This is a genomic window from Leclercia sp. M-A074-M (assembly GCF_965195605.1).
Classification (GTDB): Bacteria; Pseudomonadota; Gammaproteobacteria; order Enterobacterales; family Enterobacteriaceae; genus Enterobacter.
Window position 1 is genome coordinate 163,313 of sequence record NZ_CBDAHM010000006.1, and the last position, 19,190, is coordinate 182,502.

At 55.6% G+C, this 19,190-nt stretch carries 18 protein-coding genes and 3 tRNA genes; 11 read left to right on the forward strand and 10 right to left on the reverse strand.

What is annotated here, in order from left to right; all coding sequences use genetic code 11:
• Nucleotides 1–2: 2 nt before the first annotated feature.
• From truC to syd, 3 genes are all read right to left on the reverse strand, one after another.
• On the reverse strand, nucleotides 3–797 hold the full coding sequence (gene truC, locus ACOKCT_RS14015) for a tRNA pseudouridine(65) synthase TruC (RefSeq protein WP_103180941.1): 795 nt from the start codon (nucleotides 795–797) through the stop codon (nucleotides 3–5).
• Nucleotides 794–1,120, reverse strand: a complete 327-nt coding sequence (locus ACOKCT_RS14020) for a YqcC family protein (RefSeq protein ID WP_103180942.1) — start codon at nucleotides 1,118–1,120, stop codon at nucleotides 794–796. The genes truC and ACOKCT_RS14020 overlap by 4 nt, the downstream gene beginning before the upstream one ends.
• Before the next feature lie 632 nt (nucleotides 1,121–1,752).
• Nucleotides 1,753–2,298 (reverse strand): SecY-interacting protein, encoded by a 546-nt coding sequence (gene syd / locus ACOKCT_RS14025; RefSeq protein ID WP_420193583.1) that lies wholly within the window; start codon nucleotides 2,296–2,298, stop codon nucleotides 1,753–1,755.
• Nucleotides 2,299–2,366: 68 nt separating this feature from the next.
• On the opposite strand from syd, the gene queF reads away from it, so the two are divergent.
• From queF to xni, 5 genes are all read left to right on the forward strand, one after another.
• A complete protein-coding gene (queF, locus tag ACOKCT_RS14030) occupies nucleotides 2,367–3,209 on the forward strand; it encodes an NADPH-dependent 7-cyano-7-deazaguanine reductase QueF (RefSeq protein WP_103180944.1) in 843 nt (280 codons plus the stop codon).
• 116 nt (nucleotides 3,210–3,325) lie between these two features.
• A complete protein-coding gene (ppnN, locus tag ACOKCT_RS14035; protein ID WP_103180945.1) occupies nucleotides 3,326–4,690 on the forward strand; it encodes a nucleotide 5'-monophosphate nucleosidase PpnN in 1,365 nt (454 codons plus the stop codon).
• 550 nt (nucleotides 4,691–5,240) lie between these two features.
• Nucleotides 5,241–6,530: an HAAAP family serine/threonine permease gene (locus tag ACOKCT_RS14040; protein ID WP_103180946.1), complete on the forward strand. Its 1,290-nt coding sequence runs from the start codon at nucleotides 5,241–5,243 to the stop codon at nucleotides 6,528–6,530.
• Nucleotides 6,531–6,593: 63 nt separating this feature from the next.
• Entirely contained in the window at nucleotides 6,594–7,961 is a 1,368-nt protein-coding gene (locus ACOKCT_RS14045; RefSeq protein WP_159339803.1) for an L-serine ammonia-lyase, read from the forward strand.
• A gap of 112 nt (nucleotides 7,962–8,073) precedes the next feature.
• Nucleotides 8,074–8,832, forward strand: coding sequence for a flap endonuclease Xni (gene xni / locus ACOKCT_RS14050; RefSeq protein WP_180210541.1), 759 nt, complete (start codon nucleotides 8,074–8,076; stop codon nucleotides 8,830–8,832).
• Nucleotides 8,833–8,923: 91 nt separating this feature from the next.
• On the opposite strand, the gene rlmM is transcribed toward xni, so the two are convergent.
• The 4 genes from rlmM to ACOKCT_RS14070 all read right to left on the reverse strand — a co-directional run bounded on the left by rlmM (nucleotide 8,924) and on the right by ACOKCT_RS14070 (nucleotide 11,949).
• Complete coding sequence (rlmM, locus tag ACOKCT_RS14055) at nucleotides 8,924–10,024, reverse strand: 23S rRNA (cytidine(2498)-2'-O)-methyltransferase RlmM (RefSeq protein WP_420193584.1); 1,101 nt, start codon at nucleotides 10,022–10,024, stop codon at nucleotides 8,924–8,926.
• Complete coding sequence (locus tag ACOKCT_RS14060; protein WP_039029918.1) at nucleotides 10,017–10,412, reverse strand: DUF423 domain-containing protein; 396 nt, start codon at nucleotides 10,410–10,412, stop codon at nucleotides 10,017–10,019. The genes rlmM and ACOKCT_RS14060 overlap by 8 nt, the downstream gene beginning before the upstream one ends.
• Nucleotides 10,413–10,457: 45 nt before the next feature.
• Nucleotides 10,458–11,372: a glycine cleavage system transcriptional regulator GcvA gene (gcvA, locus tag ACOKCT_RS14065; protein WP_103180950.1), complete on the reverse strand. Its 915-nt coding sequence runs from the start codon at nucleotides 11,370–11,372 to the stop codon at nucleotides 10,458–10,460.
• Between the two features lie 349 nt (nucleotides 11,373–11,721).
• On the reverse strand, nucleotides 11,722–11,949 hold the full coding sequence (locus ACOKCT_RS14070; RefSeq protein WP_039029916.1) for a YgdI/YgdR family lipoprotein: 228 nt from the start codon (nucleotides 11,947–11,949) through the stop codon (nucleotides 11,722–11,724).
• A gap of 192 nt (nucleotides 11,950–12,141) precedes the next feature.
• On the opposite strand from ACOKCT_RS14070, the gene csdA reads away from it, so the two are divergent.
• Both csdA and csdE read left to right on the forward strand, forming a co-directional pair.
• Nucleotides 12,142–13,347, forward strand: coding sequence for a cysteine desulfurase CsdA (gene csdA, locus ACOKCT_RS14075; RefSeq protein ID WP_420193585.1), 1,206 nt, complete (start codon nucleotides 12,142–12,144; stop codon nucleotides 13,345–13,347).
• Nucleotides 13,347–13,787: a cysteine desulfurase sulfur acceptor subunit CsdE gene (gene csdE, locus ACOKCT_RS14080; RefSeq protein ID WP_103180952.1), complete on the forward strand. Its 441-nt coding sequence runs from the start codon at nucleotides 13,347–13,349 to the stop codon at nucleotides 13,785–13,787. The genes csdA and csdE overlap by 1 nt, the downstream gene beginning before the upstream one ends.
• Here the strand turns inward: csdE and tcdA are convergent.
• The gene (gene tcdA, locus ACOKCT_RS14085) at nucleotides 13,778–14,584 is read right to left on the reverse strand and encodes a tRNA cyclic N6-threonylcarbamoyladenosine(37) synthase TcdA (protein WP_103180953.1); all 807 of its coding nucleotides are present in this window, start codon (nucleotides 14,582–14,584) and stop codon (nucleotides 13,778–13,780) included. The genes csdE and tcdA overlap by 10 nt on opposite strands.
• Before the next feature lie 70 nt (nucleotides 14,585–14,654).
• On the reverse strand, nucleotides 14,655–15,752 hold the full coding sequence (gene mltA, locus ACOKCT_RS14090) for a murein transglycosylase A (protein ID WP_103180954.1): 1,098 nt from the start codon (nucleotides 15,750–15,752) through the stop codon (nucleotides 14,655–14,657).
• Nucleotides 15,753–15,959: 207 nt separating this feature from the next.
• On the opposite strand from mltA, the gene ACOKCT_RS14095 reads away from it, so the two are divergent.
• The 3 genes from ACOKCT_RS14095 (at nucleotide 15,960) to ACOKCT_RS14105 (ending at nucleotide 16,257) form a co-directional block, all read left to right on the forward strand.
• Nucleotides 15,960–16,036, forward strand: a tRNA-Met gene (locus ACOKCT_RS14095).
• 34 nt (nucleotides 16,037–16,070) lie between these two features.
• Nucleotides 16,071–16,147 (forward strand) — tRNA-Met (locus ACOKCT_RS14100).
• 33 nt (nucleotides 16,148–16,180) lie between these two features.
• A tRNA-Met gene (locus ACOKCT_RS14105) sits at nucleotides 16,181–16,257 on the forward strand.
• 103 nt (nucleotides 16,258–16,360) lie between these two features.
• On the opposite strand, the gene amiC is transcribed toward ACOKCT_RS14105, so the two are convergent.
• Nucleotides 16,361–17,614: an N-acetylmuramoyl-L-alanine amidase AmiC gene (gene amiC / locus ACOKCT_RS14110; RefSeq protein ID WP_103180955.1), complete on the reverse strand. Its 1,254-nt coding sequence runs from the start codon at nucleotides 17,612–17,614 to the stop codon at nucleotides 16,361–16,363.
• Nucleotides 17,615–17,843: 229 nt separating this feature from the next.
• Between amiC and argA the strand changes: the two genes are divergently transcribed.
• Nucleotides 17,844–19,175, forward strand: coding sequence for an amino-acid N-acetyltransferase (argA, locus tag ACOKCT_RS14115; RefSeq protein WP_103180956.1), 1,332 nt, complete (start codon nucleotides 17,844–17,846; stop codon nucleotides 19,173–19,175).
• Nucleotides 19,176–19,190 lie beyond the last annotated feature (15 nt).

Consider the following 19,190-nt stretch of genomic DNA (forward strand, 5'->3'; position numbering starts at 1 on the left):
TTTTACTCCCTGATTAAACGCTCGTTCCGATCATCCTGAACGTTGGTTACGTCAAACTCAACCCTTTCATTTTCGGGGAGTTGTCCGCGCCATCCAAACTGTGACAACGCCTGCATCCACACCTCGTCCAGCCCGGCCCGGATCGTCAGTGGCTTGCCGGTAAACGGATGGATAAGTTGCAGCTGGCTGGCGTGTAGCATCAGACGATGGCAGCCGAAATGCTCCGCGGCGCTGCGGTTTTGCCGCAAGTCGCCATGCTTGCTGTCGCCGATGATCGGATGGCGAAGATGGGCAAGGTGGCGTCGCAGCTGGTGCTTACGCCCGGTTTTCGGCTCCAGTTCAATCAGACTATAGCGCGTGGTGGGAAACTTACTGGTGGGAACGGGCATTTCAGTGGTCGCCATGCCGCGATAGTCGGTTACCGCGGGCTGCGGGCCTTTGTCGTCGCGGGCATACTTATCGGCAATTTTATCCAGCTCTTCCGTCAGGGGGTAATCGAGCGTGGCGCACTCTGTCAGCCAGCCCCGGACAATCGCATGGTAGCGTTTCTGGATCTGATGCTGCTCAAACTGCTGCGCCAGACGTCGACCGGCCTCGCTGGAGAGCCCCATCAGCAGAACGCCGGAAGTGGGTCTGTCCAGACGGTGGGCAGTGAAGACATGCTGACCGATCTGGTCGCGCACCGTCTGCATCACCACCACTTTTTCATCCCGGTCCAGCCAGCTACGGTGCACCAGCCAGCCGGAGGGCTTATTAACAGCGACCAGCCACTCATCCTGATAGAGGATCTCGATCATGCTTCGTCGCCGAAGAGCGTATCGAGGGCCAGCAGCACGGCCAGCACCGCGTCGCGTGACGGATGAGCAGCGTCCAGCGCCATTTCATAATAGGGCGCCACGGCAAAGCTCTGGGGTAGCGGATGGCCGCTGTCGAGCAGTGCATGCATGCGGGGAATGAGGACCCATTGCAGCCACTCAAACGGCTCCAGGGTATCCATACAGAAAGGTTGCGTGCTCTCAAAAGCCTCTGGCTGCGGCGCCGTCTCCTGCCACAGCTGATGGTCGCGCAGTAAAGCTTCAATGGCGTGCAGTTGCGCGCGCACGTTGTCGTGATGGGTCATACAAACCTCAACTGAAAATGTGAACGGCGCGCAGCATAGCAAAGACCACGCAGAAATAAAAAAAGGGAGCACTGTAAAAACAGTGCTCCCGGTTCGTTTCGTAGCAATCCAGCTACTTTTAGTGCTCCCTGCTCATCCGTGACAACTTTTCCTCTGACCCTAAGGCCTGGTCTTCCCTTGACCGCTGCATCCTGCGCACATCGTCCTGATGTGACTGCTTCTTCCTGAAGCGTCCTGGTCTTCCTGACCCACCGGACATCTGTACCGGCTCTCATTCTCCTTCCTGGAGGTGTCCTTCAACGCGTCCTGCGTGATCCTCTTGCTTCATCCTGAAGCCTTCCTTGTAGCGTCTTCCTGACGTGTCCTTGTTAAGAAACGTCATCATCCTGATGTTCGTTTCTTGTGTCGGCTTCCTGTCGACGGAGATAGAATCCATGATTCCGCTTCGTCTTACAAGGTACTACGTAAGCCAAATTAAAAAGTTTGCGTATCTGTGCTAAGCACTTTAAAAAGACAAGTTACTGATAAATTAGTGATTATTAAATAGCGGGATGGTTAAAGCATTCAACTAATAAGGGCGATCTCTCACAAACTCTGTAAGAGATCTCTCACACGCGCAGTAGTATGCAGGATTACACGACGGGATGAAGATGATTAAGAAAATCCGCAAGGGAAGCGGAGAGGATCTGACGCTTCTGCGTACCCAGCGTCTCTTTTATCACGTTACCTGTAAGGTTGCAGACAGAGATAACGTCCATCTCACTGTCGAGCGTGGCGATAAACAACGTTGGCGATAGCTTCAGGCGCTTCTGGGTAACAAGGTGCCCAATCAGGTTCTCCTGCACGCGCAGCAGGTCTTCTTCGCTCCAGGTTTGCAGCAGCGTCATCGTTTCATTATCAAAGCGAGCGCACATATCCCCGGCGAACTGTGTGGTATAGAACGCGTGAACCGGAGGTTGTACCACAATGTCCATGGCACGTTCAATGGCTTTTACACTCTGCTCAGCGGTAAACGGCTGCGGCTGCCAGGTCACGGTCTCGCCGGAAGAGGTGATAATGCAGGGTGAAGGCACGCCGTACAGCTCTTCGCTTTGCGGCCATGACGCTTTCTGTTCATGCCAGGCGTCACAGTAACGCGTGGTAAATGCGGTTAACGCAGCAGCAGTCTCTTTATCCACCGGTTTCTCTCTTCATATAAGCCAGGATACACTCAGCCCATAGTTTACCTTTAAAGTGACAATGAAACATGTCTTACGAAAACCATGATGCCTTATCGGGCCTGACGCTGGGCAAAAGCACAGCCTACCGCGACATCTACGATGCCAGCCTTTTGCAGGGGGTGCCGCGCAGCCTCAACCGCGATCCGCTGGGCCTGAAGGCCGATGCCCTGCCTTTCCACGGCGGCGATATCTGGACGCTCTACGAGCTCTCCTGGCTTAACGCCCGCGGTTTACCGCAGGTGGCAGTGGGTCATGTTGAGCTGGATTACACCAGCGTCAATCTGGTGGAGTCCAAAAGCTTTAAGCTCTACCTCAACAGCTTTAACCAGACCCGCTTTGAGAGCTGGGAAGCGGTACAGCGCACTCTGGAGAGGGATTTAAGCGCCTGTGCCCAGGGTAAGGTCACGGTGGCGCTCTACCGGATTGATGAGCTTGAAGGCCAGCCCATCGCCCACTTCCACGGCACCTGCATCGACGATCAAGATATTGAGATCGACAACTATCAGTTTGACACCGCGTGGCTGGAAAAGAGTGCCAGCGGCAAAGTGGTGGAAGAGACGCTGGTCAGCCACCTGCTCAAATCCAACTGCCTGATTACCCATCAGCCTGACTGGGGTTCGGTGCAGATCCAGTATCGCGGGGCAAAAATCGATCGTGAGAAACTGCTGCGCTACCTGGTCTCCTTCCGTAACCACAATGAGTTCCACGAGCAGTGCGTGGAGCGCATCTTCAACGATATTCTTCATTTCTGCCAGCCGGAGGCGCTCAGCGTCTATGCCCGCTATACCCGACGCGGCGGACTGGATATCAACCCGTGGCGCAGCAATACCGATTTTGTTCCTGCCATCGGTCGGTTAGTGCGTCAGTAAAATAAATAAATTTATAATATGCGCGGTATGTTCCGCGCTTTAGGTTGTGAAAGGTCATAAGCCAGGGCTATTGTAATCAACGGGGAAAGACGATAAACGTCCCGTAAGGAGCTCACTTGATTACACATATTAGCCCGCTTGGCTCAATGGATATGTTATCGCAGCTGGAAGTGGACATGCTCAAGAGCACGGCCAGCAGCGATCTTTATCAATTGTTTCGCAACTGTTCACTTGCCGTTCTGAACTCCGGTAGCCTCACCGACAACAGCAAAGAGTTGCTGTCGCGCTTTGAAAGCTTTGATATCAATGTCCTGCGCCGGGAACGTGGCGTAAAGCTGGAACTGATTAACCCGCCAGAAGAGGCCTTTGTTGACGGGCGCATCATTCGTGCGCTGCAGGCCAACCTGTTTGCGGTCCTGCGCGATATCCTGTTTGTGAACGGCCAGATCAATAACGCCGGTCGTTTTCAGCATCTGAACCTGGAAAGCTCCGTTCATATTACCAACCTGGTCTTCTCTATTCTGCGTAACGCCCGTGCTCTGCACGTGGGCGAAGCGCCAAGCATGGTGGTGTGCTGGGGTGGTCACTCCATTAACGAAACCGAATATCTCTACGCCCGTCGCGTGGGCACCCAGTTGGGTCTGCGCGAGCTGAATATCTGCACAGGCTGTGGCCCGGGTGCGATGGAGGCGCCAATGAAGGGAGCGGCAGTGGGCCATGCGCAGCAGCGCTACAAAGAGGGCCGCTTCATCGGTATGACCGAGCCGTCTATTATCGCCGCTGAACCACCCAATCCGCTGGTTAACGAACTGATCATCATGCCGGACATTGAGAAACGTCTGGAGGCGTTTGTCCGTATCGCCCACGGGATTATCATCTTCCCGGGCGGCGTAGGGACAGCAGAAGAGTTGCTCTATCTGCTGGGCATTCTGATGCATCCGGCAAACCACGATCAGGTGCTGCCGCTGATCCTCACCGGCCCGAAAGAGAGCGCCGACTACTTCCGCGTCCTGGATGAGTTCATTGTGCATACGCTGGGAGAAACGGCCCGTCGTCACTATCGCATTATTATTGACGATGCCGCAGAAGTGGCACGCCAGATGAAAAAGGCCATGCCGCTGGTGAAAGAGAACCGCCGGGATACCGGGGATGCCTACAGCTTTAACTGGTCGATCCGTATTTCGCCCGATCTGCAGATCCCGTTTGAGCCATCCCATGAAAATATGGCTAACCTGAAGCTCTACCCCGATCAGCCGGTTGAAACGCTGGCCGCCGATCTGCGTCGCGCCTTCTCGGGCATCGTAGCCGGTAACGTTAAAGAGGTAGGTATCCAGGCCATTGAGGAGTTTGGTCCCTATAAAATTCATGGCGACCGCGAAATGATGCGCCGCATGGACGATCTGCTCCAGGGCTTTGTCGCTCAGCATCGTATGAAACTTCCGGGCAGCGCCTACATCCCCTGCTACGAGATTTGCGCATAACACCCGTGCCCGGCTGCGTGTCGGGCACCTTCTCACTCTCCCCCGCCGGGAATCGCCTTCAGCCGCCTGGCTTTTTTATTCCCTTCAGCCACATGGCGTGGCTTGAGATATCACCGTAACTTATCTTTTTGCGTTTAGATAACCAAACGCAAACGATTACGTACAATTTCCAAGCGTTATTTATTAGCTACAAACGTCTTAAATCACGAAAAAATCCTCTAAAAACCCACTTTTACAGCGTATGACACCTATATTACCGGGCTCTCTATCACGCTACATATCGTTAATGTTAGCCTTCGCGCCCAGAAATTCGCTGTGATGTTTTATTAACAGATAAATGGTCTAAAGATATCCACCTCAAAAGTAGATTATTGCATTTGAGATCGGGATCACTGATAGATCCATTACGAAAATGTATCTTTCCGCCCGCCGATAGTTACGGAGAAAAATTATATAAAAACCGTCACTGAGCGAATTTCATATTACGATTAGCCCTTTTTGCATCGAATTTGACCAGAAACCTGACATTAGCTACTTCCTGGAGACACAGATGGAAACCACTCAAACCAGCACCGTTGCTTCGATTGAAACCCGAAGCGGATGGCGTAAAACCGATACCATGTGGATGCTTGGCCTGTACGGCACAGCAATCGGCGCTGGTGTTCTCTTCCTGCCTATTAACGCGGGTGTTGGCGGCTTAATTCCGCTGATCATCATGGCAATCATTGCGTTCCCGATGACCTACTTCGCACACCGCGGCCTGACCCGTTTTGTGCTCTCCGGCAAAAATCCGGGCGAAGACATCACTGAAGTGGTTGAAGAGCACTTCGGGATTGGCGCAGGTAAGCTGATTACCCTGCTCTACTTCTTTGCCATCTACCCAATCCTGCTGGTGTATAGCGTGGCTATCACCAACACCGTTGACAGCTTTATGACCCACCAGCTGGGCATGACGCCGCCACCGCGCGCCATTCTGTCGCTGATCCTGATTGTCGGCATGATGACTATCGTGCGCTTCGGTGAGCAGATGATTGTAAAAGCGATGAGCGTGCTGGTGTTCCCGTTCGTTATCGCCCTGATGGTGCTGGCCTGCTACCTGATCCCTCAGTGGAACGGCGCAGCGCTGGAAACCCTCTCCCTGAGCAGCGCGTCCGCCACCGGTAATGGCCTGTGGATGACCCTGTGGCTGGCAATCCCGGTAATGGTCTTCTCCTTTAACCACTCGCCGATCATCTCCTCCTTCGCCGTGGCGAAGCGTGAAGAGTACGGCCAGGGCGCCGAGAAGAAGTGCTCCAGCATCCTGGCTCGCGCTCACGTGATGATGGTGCTGACCGTTATGTTCTTCGTCTTCAGCTGCGTACTGAGCCTCTCCCCGGCGGATCTGGCGGCAGCGAAAGAGCAGAACATCTCAATTCTCTCTTACCTGGCGAACCACTTTAATGCCCCGGTGATTGCCTGGATGGCGCCAATCATTGCCATTATCGCTATCACTAAATCCTTCCTCGGCCACTATCTGGGCGCACGTGAAGGTTTTAACGGTATGGTGATTAAATCTCTGCGTGGCAAAGGTAAGAGCATTGAAATCAACAAGCTGAACAAAATCACTGCCCTGTTCATGCTGCTGACCACCTGGGCGGTTGCGACCCTGAACCCGAGCATCCTCGGCATGATCGAAACCCTGGGCGGCCCGGTCATCGCGATGATCCTGTTCCTGATGCCGATGTACGCCATTCAGAAAGTGCCAGCGATGCGTAAATACAGCGGCCAGATCAGCAACGTCTTCGTTGTGGTTATGGGTCTGATTGCTATCTCCGCTATCTTCTATTCGCTGTTCGCGTAATGCCTCCCGCGCCATCTTCGGATGGCGCAATCTACTCCTCTGACGTAAAGCAACGGACGCATCATGATTAGCGTTTTCGATATTTTTAAAATTGGTATTGGTCCTTCCAGCTCGCACACCGTCGGGCCAATGAAAGCAGGTAAACAGTTCACGGACGATCTTATTGCGCGCGGAATACTGCACGACACCACCCGCGTGGTTGTAGATGTCTATGGCTCCCTGTCGCTGACCGGCAAAGGTCACCATACCGATATCGCCATCATTATGGGCCTGGCGGGCAACCTGCCGGATAGTGTTGATATTGACGCCATCCCGGGCTTTATCCAGGACGTTAACACCCATGGCCGACTGCTGCTGGCCAACGGTGAGCATGAAGTTGAATTTCCGGTTGATCGCTGCATGAATTTCCACGCCGACAACCTGTCGCTGCACGAAAATGGTATGCGCATCACCGCGCTGGCAGGCGACAAGGCGATTTACAGCCAAACCTATTACTCTATCGGCGGCGGTTTTATCGTCGACGAAGACCATTTTGGGCAGCCAGAGAGCGCGCCTGTCGCGGTGCCGTACCCGTATAAAACGGCTGCCGACCTTCAGCGTCATTGCCAGGAGAGCGGCCTCTCCCTCTCCGGCCTGATGATGAAAAACGAGCTGGCGCTACACAGCAAAGAGGAACTGGAGCAGCACTTTGCTAACGTCTGGGAAGTGATGCGCGGCGGTATTGAGCGCGGTATCACCACCGAGGGCGTGCTGCCCGGTAAACTGCGTGTTCCACGCCGTGCTGCGGCCCTGCGTCGTATGCTGGTGAGCAGCGATAAAACCACCAGCGATCCGATGGCGGTCGTGGACTGGATCAATATGTTCGCGCTGGCGGTGAACGAAGAGAACGCCGCGGGTGGCCGCGTAGTAACGGCCCCAACGAACGGTGCCTGCGGTATCGTTCCTGCGGTGCTGGCTTATTACGACAAGTTTATCCGCGAAGTAAACGCCAACTCACTGGCCCGCTATCTGCTGGTAACCAGCGCCATTGGCTCGCTGTATAAGATGAACGCCTCGATCTCTGGCGCCGAAGTGGGCTGTCAGGGCGAAGTGGGCGTGGCTTGCTCCATGGCGGCAGCGGGTCTGGCAGAGCTGCTGGGCGGCAGTCCGGCGCAGGTCTGCATTGCGGCAGAAATTGGCATGGAACATAACCTCGGTCTGACCTGCGATCCGGTTGCCGGCCAGGTGCAGGTGCCCTGTATCGAGCGTAATGCCATTGCCTCCGTGAAGGCGGTGAACGCCGCACGTATGGCGCTGCGCCGCACCAGCGAGCCGCGCGTCTGTCTCGATAAAGTGATCGAGACCATGTATGAAACCGGTAAAGATATGAACGCCAAATACCGTGAAACCTCTCGCGGTGGTCTGGCGATGAAGATCGTGACCTGCGACTAAGCCTCAAAAGGAGCCTTGTTTTGCGAGGCTCCTTCCCGTTCTTCCCGCCTCTCGTAGTTTCATTCTGCCGACGGTGTTACCCTTAATCCACTAGATATAAGAGGGATTATCTGTGGCTGTTCATTTGCTTATTGTCGACGCGCTGAATCTTATCCGCCGCATTCATGCGGTACAGGGCACCCCCTGCAAGGATACCTGCCTGCATGCTCTGGAGCAGCTTATTCGTCACAGCCAGCCCAGCCATGCGGTTGCCGTTTTTGACGATGAAGCCCGCAACAGCGGCTGGCGTCACCAGCGTCTGCCGGATTACAAAGCTGGCCGCGCGCCGATGCCGGACGATCTGCACGCCGAAATGCCTGTGATACGCGCCGCCTTTGAGCAGCGAGGGGTTCCCTGCTGGGGTGCTCAGGGCAACGAAGCCGACGATCTCGCGGCGACTCTGGCGGTCAAAGTGGCCAGTGCAGGCCATCAGGCTACCATTGTTTCGACAGACAAAGGCTATTGTCAGCTGCTTTCCCCCACCATTCGCATTCGCGACTATTTTCAGAAACGCTGGCTCGACGCGCCCTTTATCGCCAGTGAGTTTGGCGTATCACCCCAGCAGCTGCCGGATTACTGGGGACTGGCGGGGATCAGCAGCTCAAGGGTGCCAGGCGTGGCGGGCATTGGCCCGAAAAGTGCCGCCCAACTGCTGGCTGATTTTCAGGATCTGGAAGGGATTTACGCCCGTCTGGATGAGGTACCGGAGAAGTGGCGCAAAAAGCTGGAGGCGCACAAAGAGATGGCCTTTATCTGCCGGGACGTGGCGCGATTGCAGACGGATTTACAGCTAGACGGGAATTTGCAGCAGCTCAGGTTAGAGCGAGTGTGACGTCATGCCCGGAGGCGCTGCGCTTACCGGGCCTGCGGGACGAGGGGTGTTGTAGGCCCGGTAAGCGTAGCGCCTCCGGGCGTTGTACAGATTACCGCTCGTCGCGACGGCCACCTACGGCAGCCCACCAGCGGCGTACATGCACGGTAACCTCTTCGCGGTCGTGGTACAGTTGACGCGCCTGGATCTCCGCATTGATGCCATGCTCGGCAAGCTGGGTCTGGATGTATGCCAGGTTCTGGGAAACCTCTTCGTAGCGCTTTTTCATCGGCAGCTTGAGGTTAAAAATCGCCTCGCGGCACCAGCCGTTGACCAGCCAGGTAGCCATCAGCGCGGCCACCTTGGCCGGCTTTTCTACCATATCGCACACCAGCCACGAGATGTTATTGCGGTTCGGACGATAGCGGAAACCATCTTCGCGCAGCCAGGTCACCTGGCCTGTGTCCATCAGGCTTTGCGCAATCGGGCCATTATCAATGGAGTAGACCCACATGTTGCGTTTCACCAGCTGATAGGTCCAGCCCCCCGGACAGGCCCCCAGATCCACCGCATACATCCCGTTTGCCAGACGCTCATCCCACTCGTCGGCCGGAATAAAGATATGGAACGCCTCTTCCAGCTTGAGGGTGGAACGGCTCGGCGCGTCGGACGGGAACTTAAGACGCGGGATCCCCATGTAAAACGGCGAATTGTTGGTGGTATAGGAATACCCGGCGTAGCAACAGCCCGGGGCGATAAAGAAGACATGCACCACCGGACGCTTTGGCGTCTCGTAGTTGGTCAGCACGCCGCTGTCACGCAGTGCGGCGCGCAGCGGCACGGTGAATTTGCGGCAGAACTTCATCAGCTCTTTGCTTTCGTTAGTATCGGCCACCTCAACGCGCAGCTCACCGCCCTTCTCCACAACGCTCTGCAGCATACCGGCAATAGGGGTAATACGATCCTCTGGCGGCAAATCCTGCAGCAGCTCACCGGCCACAAACATCTGACGGGCAAAAATCAGCGAGCTGAACGGCAGTTCGCGAACCAGTTTATCGGCATCTTCGGGCTGATAGCATTCGAAAACAACGTAGCCCGCATTCTCTTTCACGCGAGCGAAACCAAAGACTTCACGCTTCGCGGCTTTATCAGTAATTTCCGCGGCACACTCTTTTTCAAAGCCCGGGCGACAATATAAGACAACTTTATTCATGAACAACGCCCTTGCGTTTCAGACGGAACGAACCGATTAACATTAATACCCACCCGACCAGGAAGCTGACGCCGCCCACCGGGGTAACAAACGCCCACAGGCGTAAATGCGACAGCGCAAGGCAATAGAGGCTACCGCTGAACAACACGGTGCCCAGCGCCATAAATACGCTGCTCCAGTAAAACCAGATGCTGATGCGACGCTGCATCGCCACAGCCAGTCCGAAGATTGCCAGGGTATGAAACGCCTGATATTCCAGACCGGTATGGATCCAGCCCATCTCCACCACACCCAGGGATTTGCGTAATACATGTGCGCCAAAGGCGCCCAGCGCAACAAAAATAAAGCCACTCACCGCGGCGAAAATCAGCATAAAACGGCTGGTCATGTTTCTGTCCTGAAGTTATGCGCGCCCTGCACGCAAAAGAAAGTGTTACTCGTACCGAAAGCGGAATTTTTCTTGCTCGTTGGCCGCCTTTGCCAGGATCCACTGGCGAAACGCGGCTATTTTACCCAGTTCTGCCTGACTGTCATGACAAACCAGATAAAATGCGTTCTTGCTGACCAAAACATCATTAAAAGGGCAGACCAGGCGGCCAGCCTCAATTTCGGACTGCGCCATCACGTTGTTTGCCAACGCCACGCCCTGTCCGTGGATGGCAGCCTGTAACACCATCGCACTGTGGCTGAAGATGGGCCCCTGCTGCACATTGATATGGTTAAGACCGAGCTGCCGGGTATACGTTTGCCAGTCGCGGCGAGAAGCATCATGCAAAAGCGTGTGTTGCGCCAGATTGTCCGGCGTTTTTAACGCTTTTTCGCCTGTTAAGAGTAGTGGCGAGCAGACCGGCAGCAAATATTCTGCGTACAATTTTTCAACACGCAGCCCTGGCCAGTTGCCCCGGCCATAAAAAATCGCTACGTCGACATCGTCTGCCAGCTTCTCTTCCTGACGGTCGACCGCCTGGATGCGAACGTCGATTCCCGGATAAGCTGAGTTAAAGCTTGAGAGTCTCGGCACCAGCCATTGAATGGCAAAACTTGGCAATAAACTGACCGTCAGTGCCCCTTTGGCACTGCGCGCCTGCAGCTTACGGGTAGCCTCGGTAAGCTGGGAAAATATCTCTTTGATATCCTGAAAATAGCTCTGCCCCTCTTCCGTCAGAAGCAGGGAACGGTTGCGGCGGCGGAACAGCTTGAGGCCCAGAAAATCCTCAAGAGACTTGATTTGATGACTGACTGCGGCCTGCGTCACAAAAAGTTCATCGGCCGCGCGCGTGAAGCTCAGATGGCGCGCAGCAGCATCAAATACACGTAATGCATTAAGTGGTGGTAATCGCTTGGACATGGTTATCTGGCTTAGATGTTAACGGCTTTTAACAAACAGGAAACAACGTTTAACCTATTAGTTTTTTTTATCTGAGCCATTATAAATTGTCCGTTGAGGAACTACCAGCAAATACCTATAGTGGCGGCACTTCCTGAGCCGGAACGAAAAGCTTTTTTTGGAATGCGTGTTCTGATGGGCTTTTGGCTTACGGTTGTGATGTTGTGTTGTTGTGTTTGCAATTGGTCTGCGATTCAGACCACGGTAGGAAAACTACCACCTTTTCACTTCCTGTACATTTACCCTGTCTGTCCATAGTGATTAATGTAGCACCGCCCAATTGCGGTGCTTTTTTTTGTCTGCTGTATCCTTACTTATTCAGCTCAACCATCTCTTTCACATCACTACGGTTAATCTGCTGTTTATTCCCGTTAGCATCCTTATACGAGATCATGCCGGTATCATTATCAGTTTGCGGCTTACCTTCTGATACGATAGAGCGGCCATCGTTAGTGTGCATGACATAGTTGTTGCCAGAACAGGCGCTCAGGGCAAAGGTAAGCATACAGGCAGAGGCGATTGCGATAGTCTTTTTCATTTTCTTCTCCTTCAGCAATTAATGCTATTTCAAGCGTGTTTATTAACAGGCTAAGACATTCTCCTGACTCTATTTCAGCATAACCTGCTTCGTCTGTTGCGCCAGGATAAACAGACAATTCCGATAGAGATCAACCTTCTTGCCCTGCTGCGGAATTTGCGCGACGATCTCATCATCACGAAGAGGAATTCCATGAACGCATTCAGCCCTGCCCATTTTCGCGCCCAGTTTCCGGCCCTGGCCGATGCCGGTGTCTATCTTGATAGCGCTGCGACAGCCCTTAAGCCTCAGGCAGTGATTGAGGCCACCAACCAGTTTTACAGCCTGAGCGCTGGCAATGTGCATCGCAGCCAGTTTGCCGAGGCGCAGCGCTTAACCGCACGCTATGAAGCGGCGCGCGATCAGGTTGCCCGTCTGCTTAACGCTGAAAGCGGCAAAAATATTGTCTGGACGCGGGGCACCACCGAAGCCATCAACATGGTGGCGCAATGTTATGCCCGCCCGCGCCTGCAGCCGGGCGATGAGATTATCGTCAGCGAGGCGGAGCACCACGCTAATCTCGTGCCGTGGCTGATGGTGGCCGAACAGACCGGCGCAAAGGTGGTTAAGCTCCCGATTGGCACAGACTGCCTGGCGGATGTGGCTCGCCTGCCTGAGTTGATCACCCCGCGTAGCCGCATTCTCGCGCTCGGGCAGATGTCCAACGTCACCGGCGGCTGCCCGGATCTGGCCCGCGCCATCCGCCTCGCCCATGAGAGCGGGATGGTGGTGATGGTGGATGGCGCCCAGGGTGTGGTCCACTTCCCGGCGGACGTACAGCAGCTGGATATCGATTTCTATGCCTTCTCCGCACATAAGCTATACGGTCCTACCGGTATTGGCGCACTGTACGGCAAAGCGGCGCTGCTGGAGGAGATGACCCCGTGGCTCGGCGGCGGCAAGATGATCACCGAGGTGACTTTCGACGGTTTTAAAACTCAGCAGGTGCCTTATCGTCTGGAAGCCGGGACGCCAAATGTCGCAGGCGTCATTGGCCTGAGCGCGGCGCTGGAGTGGCTGGCGGATATCGATCTGCAACAGGCAGAGAGCTGGAGCCGCGGGCTGGCAACGCTGGCGGAAGAGGCGCTGAAACAACGCCCCGGTTTTCGCTCCTTCCGGGTACAGGATTCGAGCCTGCTGGCATTCGATTTTGCCGGGGTTCATCACAGCGACATGGTGACGCTGCTGGCGGAGTATGGCATTGCCCTGCGCGCCGGCCAGCATTGCGCCCAGCCGCTGCTGGCGGCGCTGGGCGTCAACGGCACGTTGCGCGCCTCGTTTGCTCCCTATAACACCCAAAGCGATGTCGACGCGCTGGTTGCCGCCGTCGATCGCGCTCTAGCTTTACTGGTGGATTAATGACAAGCCCAACCCTGGCCGGACATCCGTTCGGCACCGTCATCACTGAAGAGACGTTAAAACAGACCTTTGCCCCGCTGACCCAGTGGGAAGACAAATATCGCCAGCTGATCCTGCTGGGCAAGCAGCTCCCTGCGCTGTCCGATGAACTCAAAACGCAGGCGAAAGAGATCCCCGGCTGCGAGAACCGCGTCTGGCTTGGCGTTACAAAAATTGGGGATAAGCTGCATTTTTATGGCGACAGCGAAGGACGGATTGTTCGCGGCTTGCTGGCCGTGCTGCTGACGGCCATTGAGGGGAAAAGCGCCGCGCAGATCCTGGAGGAGAACCCGCTGGCGCTGTTCGATGCGCTGGGGCTACGCGGCCAGCTTAGCGCCTCGCGCAGCCAGGGGCTGGCTGCGCTCAGTGACGCGGTACTGGAAGCGGCGCGTCAGGCCTGACGTTCCGCCTTCGCCATCATCTTTTTCAGCGCATGAGAGACGGCGATAAAACCAAAGCTCGCGGTCACCATCGTGGCCGCGCCAAACCCAGAGGCACAATCCATCCGTTTTGGCCCTTCCGCACTGCTTTTCATGGCGCAGACTGAACCGTCCGCTTGCGGATAGACCAGCGCTTCCGTTGAAAAGACGCAGTCGATGCCGAGCTTGCCTTTGCTGTTTTTCACCACGCCAAAATCGCTTTTCAGACGCTCGCGCAGCTTGGCCGCGAGCGGATCCTGAATGGTTTTCGCCAGGTCCGTCACCTGGATCTGCGTCGGGTCGATCTGCCCGCCCGCGCCGCCGGTGGTCACCAGCGGCACTTTATTGCGGCGACACCAGGCGATCAGCGCCGCTTTCGGGCGCACGCTGTCGATGGCGTCAATCACGTAGCTGTAGCCAGCTCCCATATACTGCGCCACGTTATCGGCGGTCACAAAATCATCAATGACGGTGACGCGACACTCCGGGTTGATCTGGCGAATGCGATCCGCCATCACCTCTGACTTCGCCAGCCCGACGCTGTCGCGCAGGGCGTGGATCTGCCGGTTAGTGTTGGTGACGCAGACGTCGTCCATGTCGATAAGCGTAATGGCGCCGATCCCGGTTCGTGCCAGCGCTTCCGCTGCCCATGAGCCGACGCCGCCAATGCCGACCACGCAGATGTGCGCATCGGCAAACAGTTGCAGGGCTTTTTCACCATATAAACGTGCGGTGCCACCAAAACGCTGGCGCCAGGCTTCGCTCATTACCACAGACATAAGACCTCAGATGTAAAAAGGGTGAGAGTTACCCCTCACCCCGGAAAACATAGCGTCAATATTACCACACTCAGCCGCTAAAGACGTTGCCCGTACTTGCGGCAGTTTTCAGCACCCACACGCGGCCGTAATGGTTATACCAGCCCGCGCGGTGGCCGGCATCGGCGCCAATGCCCTGATAGATATCAAAGTGCTGGCCTTTAATCGCGCCACCCACATCCAGCGCCACCATCAGGCGCAGCTCGTACTGGCCGCTGAATTTGCCTTCGTTATTCAACAGCGGGACTTCGGCCAGCAGCGTGGTACCCGGCGGGATCACTGTCTTGTCAGAGGCGACCGACGCGCGGCCAATCAGCGGCACCGCGCTGGCGCCTTTCACCGGGGCAAAGTTTTGCGGTTTGAAGAAGACGAACGACGGGTTCTGCTCAAGCAGCTCACGCACTTCATATTCGCTGTGCTTCTCGCCCCACTCGCGGATCGCCTGCATCGACATATCTTCGCGTTTCACTTCTCCGCGATCGATCAGCACTTTACCGATACTGCGGTAGGCATGGCCGTTTTTACCCGCATAGCTGAAGAAGTTAAGCGGGCTGCCGTCGCCAAAATCGATGTAGCCGCTGCCCTGCACATCCATGATGAAGTTATCCATCAGCGAGTTGCTGTAAGCGAGGACATAGTTGTCGCTCAGCGCGCCCGAGTAGATTTCGGCCCGGGACGGCAGGCGGCCACGTTTTGGCGGCATGCGGTAGATAGGGTATTTGAACTCACCCTGAGCGGTATGGCGGGCTTGTACCACCGGGGTGTAGTAGCCGGTAAACTGGACGTTACCGTAGTTATCGGTGCCCTCCATCTGCCAGGCATCAATGCCGAACTGGCGCATGGTGCGGGTATCGCCCCCGGCGCGTAGCCAGTCCTGTACTGCGTTATAGACGGCGTTCTGCGAGCCATACAGCCGCGGCGATGCGGTGCGGATCTGGCTTACCTGCTCCGCGAAGTCACCGCCATTGATGGGTGCACCCACGGCATCCGGCTGGTTTACTAAAGAGAAAGGCTGGGTCAGTTTCCCGTCTTTATATTGCTGACCGCGATCGGTCGGTTTGGAGGAACAGGCGGCGAGGATTGCTACCATTGCGCCTGTCATCAGATACTTCGCCCAACGTCCTTTCATATATCCCATCTTCAAGTTGCCCCATTCTGCGCAACGAAGATAACAAACCGGCAAAGGTATTGAAATGCGATTGCCTCCCCTTAGGCAAATTTTGCGTAAAAAACAGCCAAATCGACGGCAGAGCAGGCAATTCAACGTCTAATTTGGTGATTTTTACGAAAAAGGGTTGCAACAAAAAGTCAGCAGAGTATAGTGCGCATCCACGGACGCGGGGTGGAGCAGCCTGGTAGCTCGTCGGGCTCATAACCCGAAGGTCGTCGGTTCAAATCCGGCCCCCGCAACCAATTAAAATTTGATGAAGTACAAGCAGTACGGTGACGCGGGGTGGAGCAGCCTGGTAGCTCGTCGGGCTCATAACCCGAAGGTCGTCGGTTCAAATCCGGCCCCCGCAACCAATCAAATTTGAAGAAGTAGAAGCAGTATGGTGACGCGGGGTGGAGCAGCCTGGTAGCTCGTCGGGCTCATAACCCGAAGGTCGTCGGTTCAAATCCGGCCCCCGCAACCAACACTTCTAAAAACAATAAACACCCTTCCGGGTGTTTTTTTGTTTTTGTCGTCAGCCCACCCGTAGGCCCGCGCAAGCGCAGCGCCGCCGGGCAGTGTTGATCTTATCCGCGTCTCGCCAGCGTCGCCCCGTCAGAGAAATAGGCTTTAATCCCCGCCAGTATCGACTCCGCCACTTCCTGCTGGAACTTAGCCGTTTTAAGTTTGCGCTCCTCTTCCACGTTACTGATAAAGGCGGTTTCCACCAGAATCGACGGGATGTCCGGCGCTTTTAACACCGCAAATCCGGCCTGCTCGACGCTGTTCTTATGCAGCTTGTTCACATGCCCGAGCCTGCCCAGCACCGCTTTACCAAACTTCAGGCTGTCGGTAATGGTCAGCGACTGGACCATATCGAACATGGTGTGGTCGACGTAGCGATCGCCGCTCCGCCCTACCCCACCGATAAGGTCGGAGGCGTTCTGGGTATCGGCAAGATAGCGTGCTGCGGTACTGGTCGCCCCTTTGGTGGAGAGGGCAAACACTGATGACCCGCTGGGCTGGCGGCTGGTAAAGGCGTCCGCATGGATAGAGATGAAGAGATCCGCACGTTGCTTTTGCGCTTTCGCCACACGCACTTTTAACGGAATAAAGACATCTTCGTTGCGCGTCATGTAGGCGCGCATGTTGCCTTCTCTGTCGATCATCGCCTTCAGGCGACGGGCGATTTGCAGCACCACATCTTTTTCCCGGGTCCGGTATTTGCCTACCGCGCCGGAGTCCTCACCGCCGTGCCCCGGATCGAGCATGATCACAATCGGACGATCGCGTCCCGCTTTGCCGGGCTGCGGGCCGCTTTGCGCAGGCGGTACCTGTTTTTCCAGATCGCCTTTGTTGTAATCTTCCAGCAGGGCCAGCAGCGGATCCTGAATATCGGTCGCGTTGGCAGGATAGAGATCCATAACCAGACGTTCTTTAAAACCGGCCACCGGTGCGAGGGCAAACAGCTGCGGTTTGACGTTCTGCTTGAGCTCAAACACCATGCGCACGGTTTTCGGATCAAACTGCCCTACCCGCGCGGATTTGATAAAGGGATCGTCGCCGCGGATCTGGGCGCTCATTCCTTTCAGCACCGAGTTAAGATTTACGCCTTCGATATCCACCACCACCCGCTCCGGGTTGCTCAACGCGAATTGCTTATAGTTCAGCACCCGGTTTGACTCGACCGTCACGCGCGTATAGGTCGAAGACGGCCAGACGCGCACCGCAACAACCTGGCTGACAGCGGCAAACCCGACCTGACTGACGCTAAGCAACCACATTGCTCCGGCCCCTTGTAACAGGCGACGACGACTTAATGCTTTACTGGATCCCGACATGCTTCTCCCGAGCAAAGATATCGAATGACTTTTCATAACGTCCAAATTGACCGAAAACTTTAACGAATGATGCATAACCTGTCATCCCTAAAAGGGTAAACAATCATGCGTTAACGATAACTTAGCTGAATCTTTTCTTTGCTTCGCAGAAAAGTTTGGCTTGCGCACAGAGCGATAATCGAATAAAAATACAAAAATTACGAATAAACATTCATTAAGGGGTTGTGCCGTGGTGAAGGAACGTAGAATCGAACTGGTCCAGGGATTCCGCCATTCTGTTCCCTATATCAACGCCCACCGGGGAAAGACGTTTGTCGTCATGCTGGGTGGCGAAGCCATTGAGCATGAGAATTTCTCCAGTATTGTCAATGACATCGGCCTGCTGCATAGCCTGGGTATTCGTCTGGTTGTCGTGTATGGCGCTCGCCCGCAGATCGAGGCGAATCTGGCCGCGCATCATCACGAGCCGATTTACCACAAACATACCCGCGTCACCGACGCTAAAACGCTGGAGCTGGTTAAGCAGGCCGCCGGTCTGCTGCAGCTGGACATCACCGCGCGCCTGTCGATGAGCCTTAACAACACCCCGCTGCAGGGGGCGCATATTAATGTGGTCAGCGGTAATTTTATTATCGCCCAGCCGCTCGGCGTGGATGATGGCGTGGATTACTGCCACAGCGGACGTATTCGTCGTATTGATGAAGAGGCGATCCACCGTCAGCTCGATGGCGGCGCGATTGTGCTGACCGGCCCGGTGGCCGTCTCTGTCACGGGCGAAAGTTTCAACCTCACCTCCGAAGAGATTGCCACCCAGCTGGCGATCAAGCTGAAAGCAGAAAAAATGATCGGCTTCTGCTCCTCGCAGGGGGTGATGAACGAGCTCGGGAATATTGTCTCTGAGCTGTTCCCTAACGAGGCTCAGGCACGCGTCGATGCCCTTGAGGCGCAGGGGGACTACTACTCCGGTACCGTGCGTTTTCTGCGGGGCGCGATCAAAGCCTGCCGCAGCGGCGTGCGTCGCAGCCACCTGATCAGCTATCAGGAAGATGGCGCCCTGCTGCAGGAGCTCTTCTCCCGCGACGGTATCGGGACGCAGATTGTGATGGAGAGCGCCGAGCAGATCCGTCGCGCCACCATCAACGACATCGGCGGCATTCTGGAACTCATCCGCCCGCTGGAGCAGCAGGGGATCCTGGTGCGCCGCTCCCGCGAACAGCTGGAGATGGAGATCGACAAGTTCACCATTATTCAGCGCGATAACCTCACCATCGCCTGTGCGGCGCTCTACCCCTTCCCGGAAGAGAAGATCGGTGAAATGGCCTGCGTGGCGGTACATCCGGATTACCGCAGCTCATCGCGCGGCGAAGTGTTGCTGGAGCGGATCGCCCTCCAGGCGCGGCAGATGGGGCTGAGCAAGCTGTTTGTGCTGACGACCCGCAGCATTCACTGGTTCCAGGAGCGGGGTTTCACGCCGGTGGATATTGATTCGCTGCCGGAAACCAAGAAAGAGATGTACAACTACCAGCGCCGTTCAAAAGTGCTGATGGCGGACCTGGGATAACGGTCATCACCCACA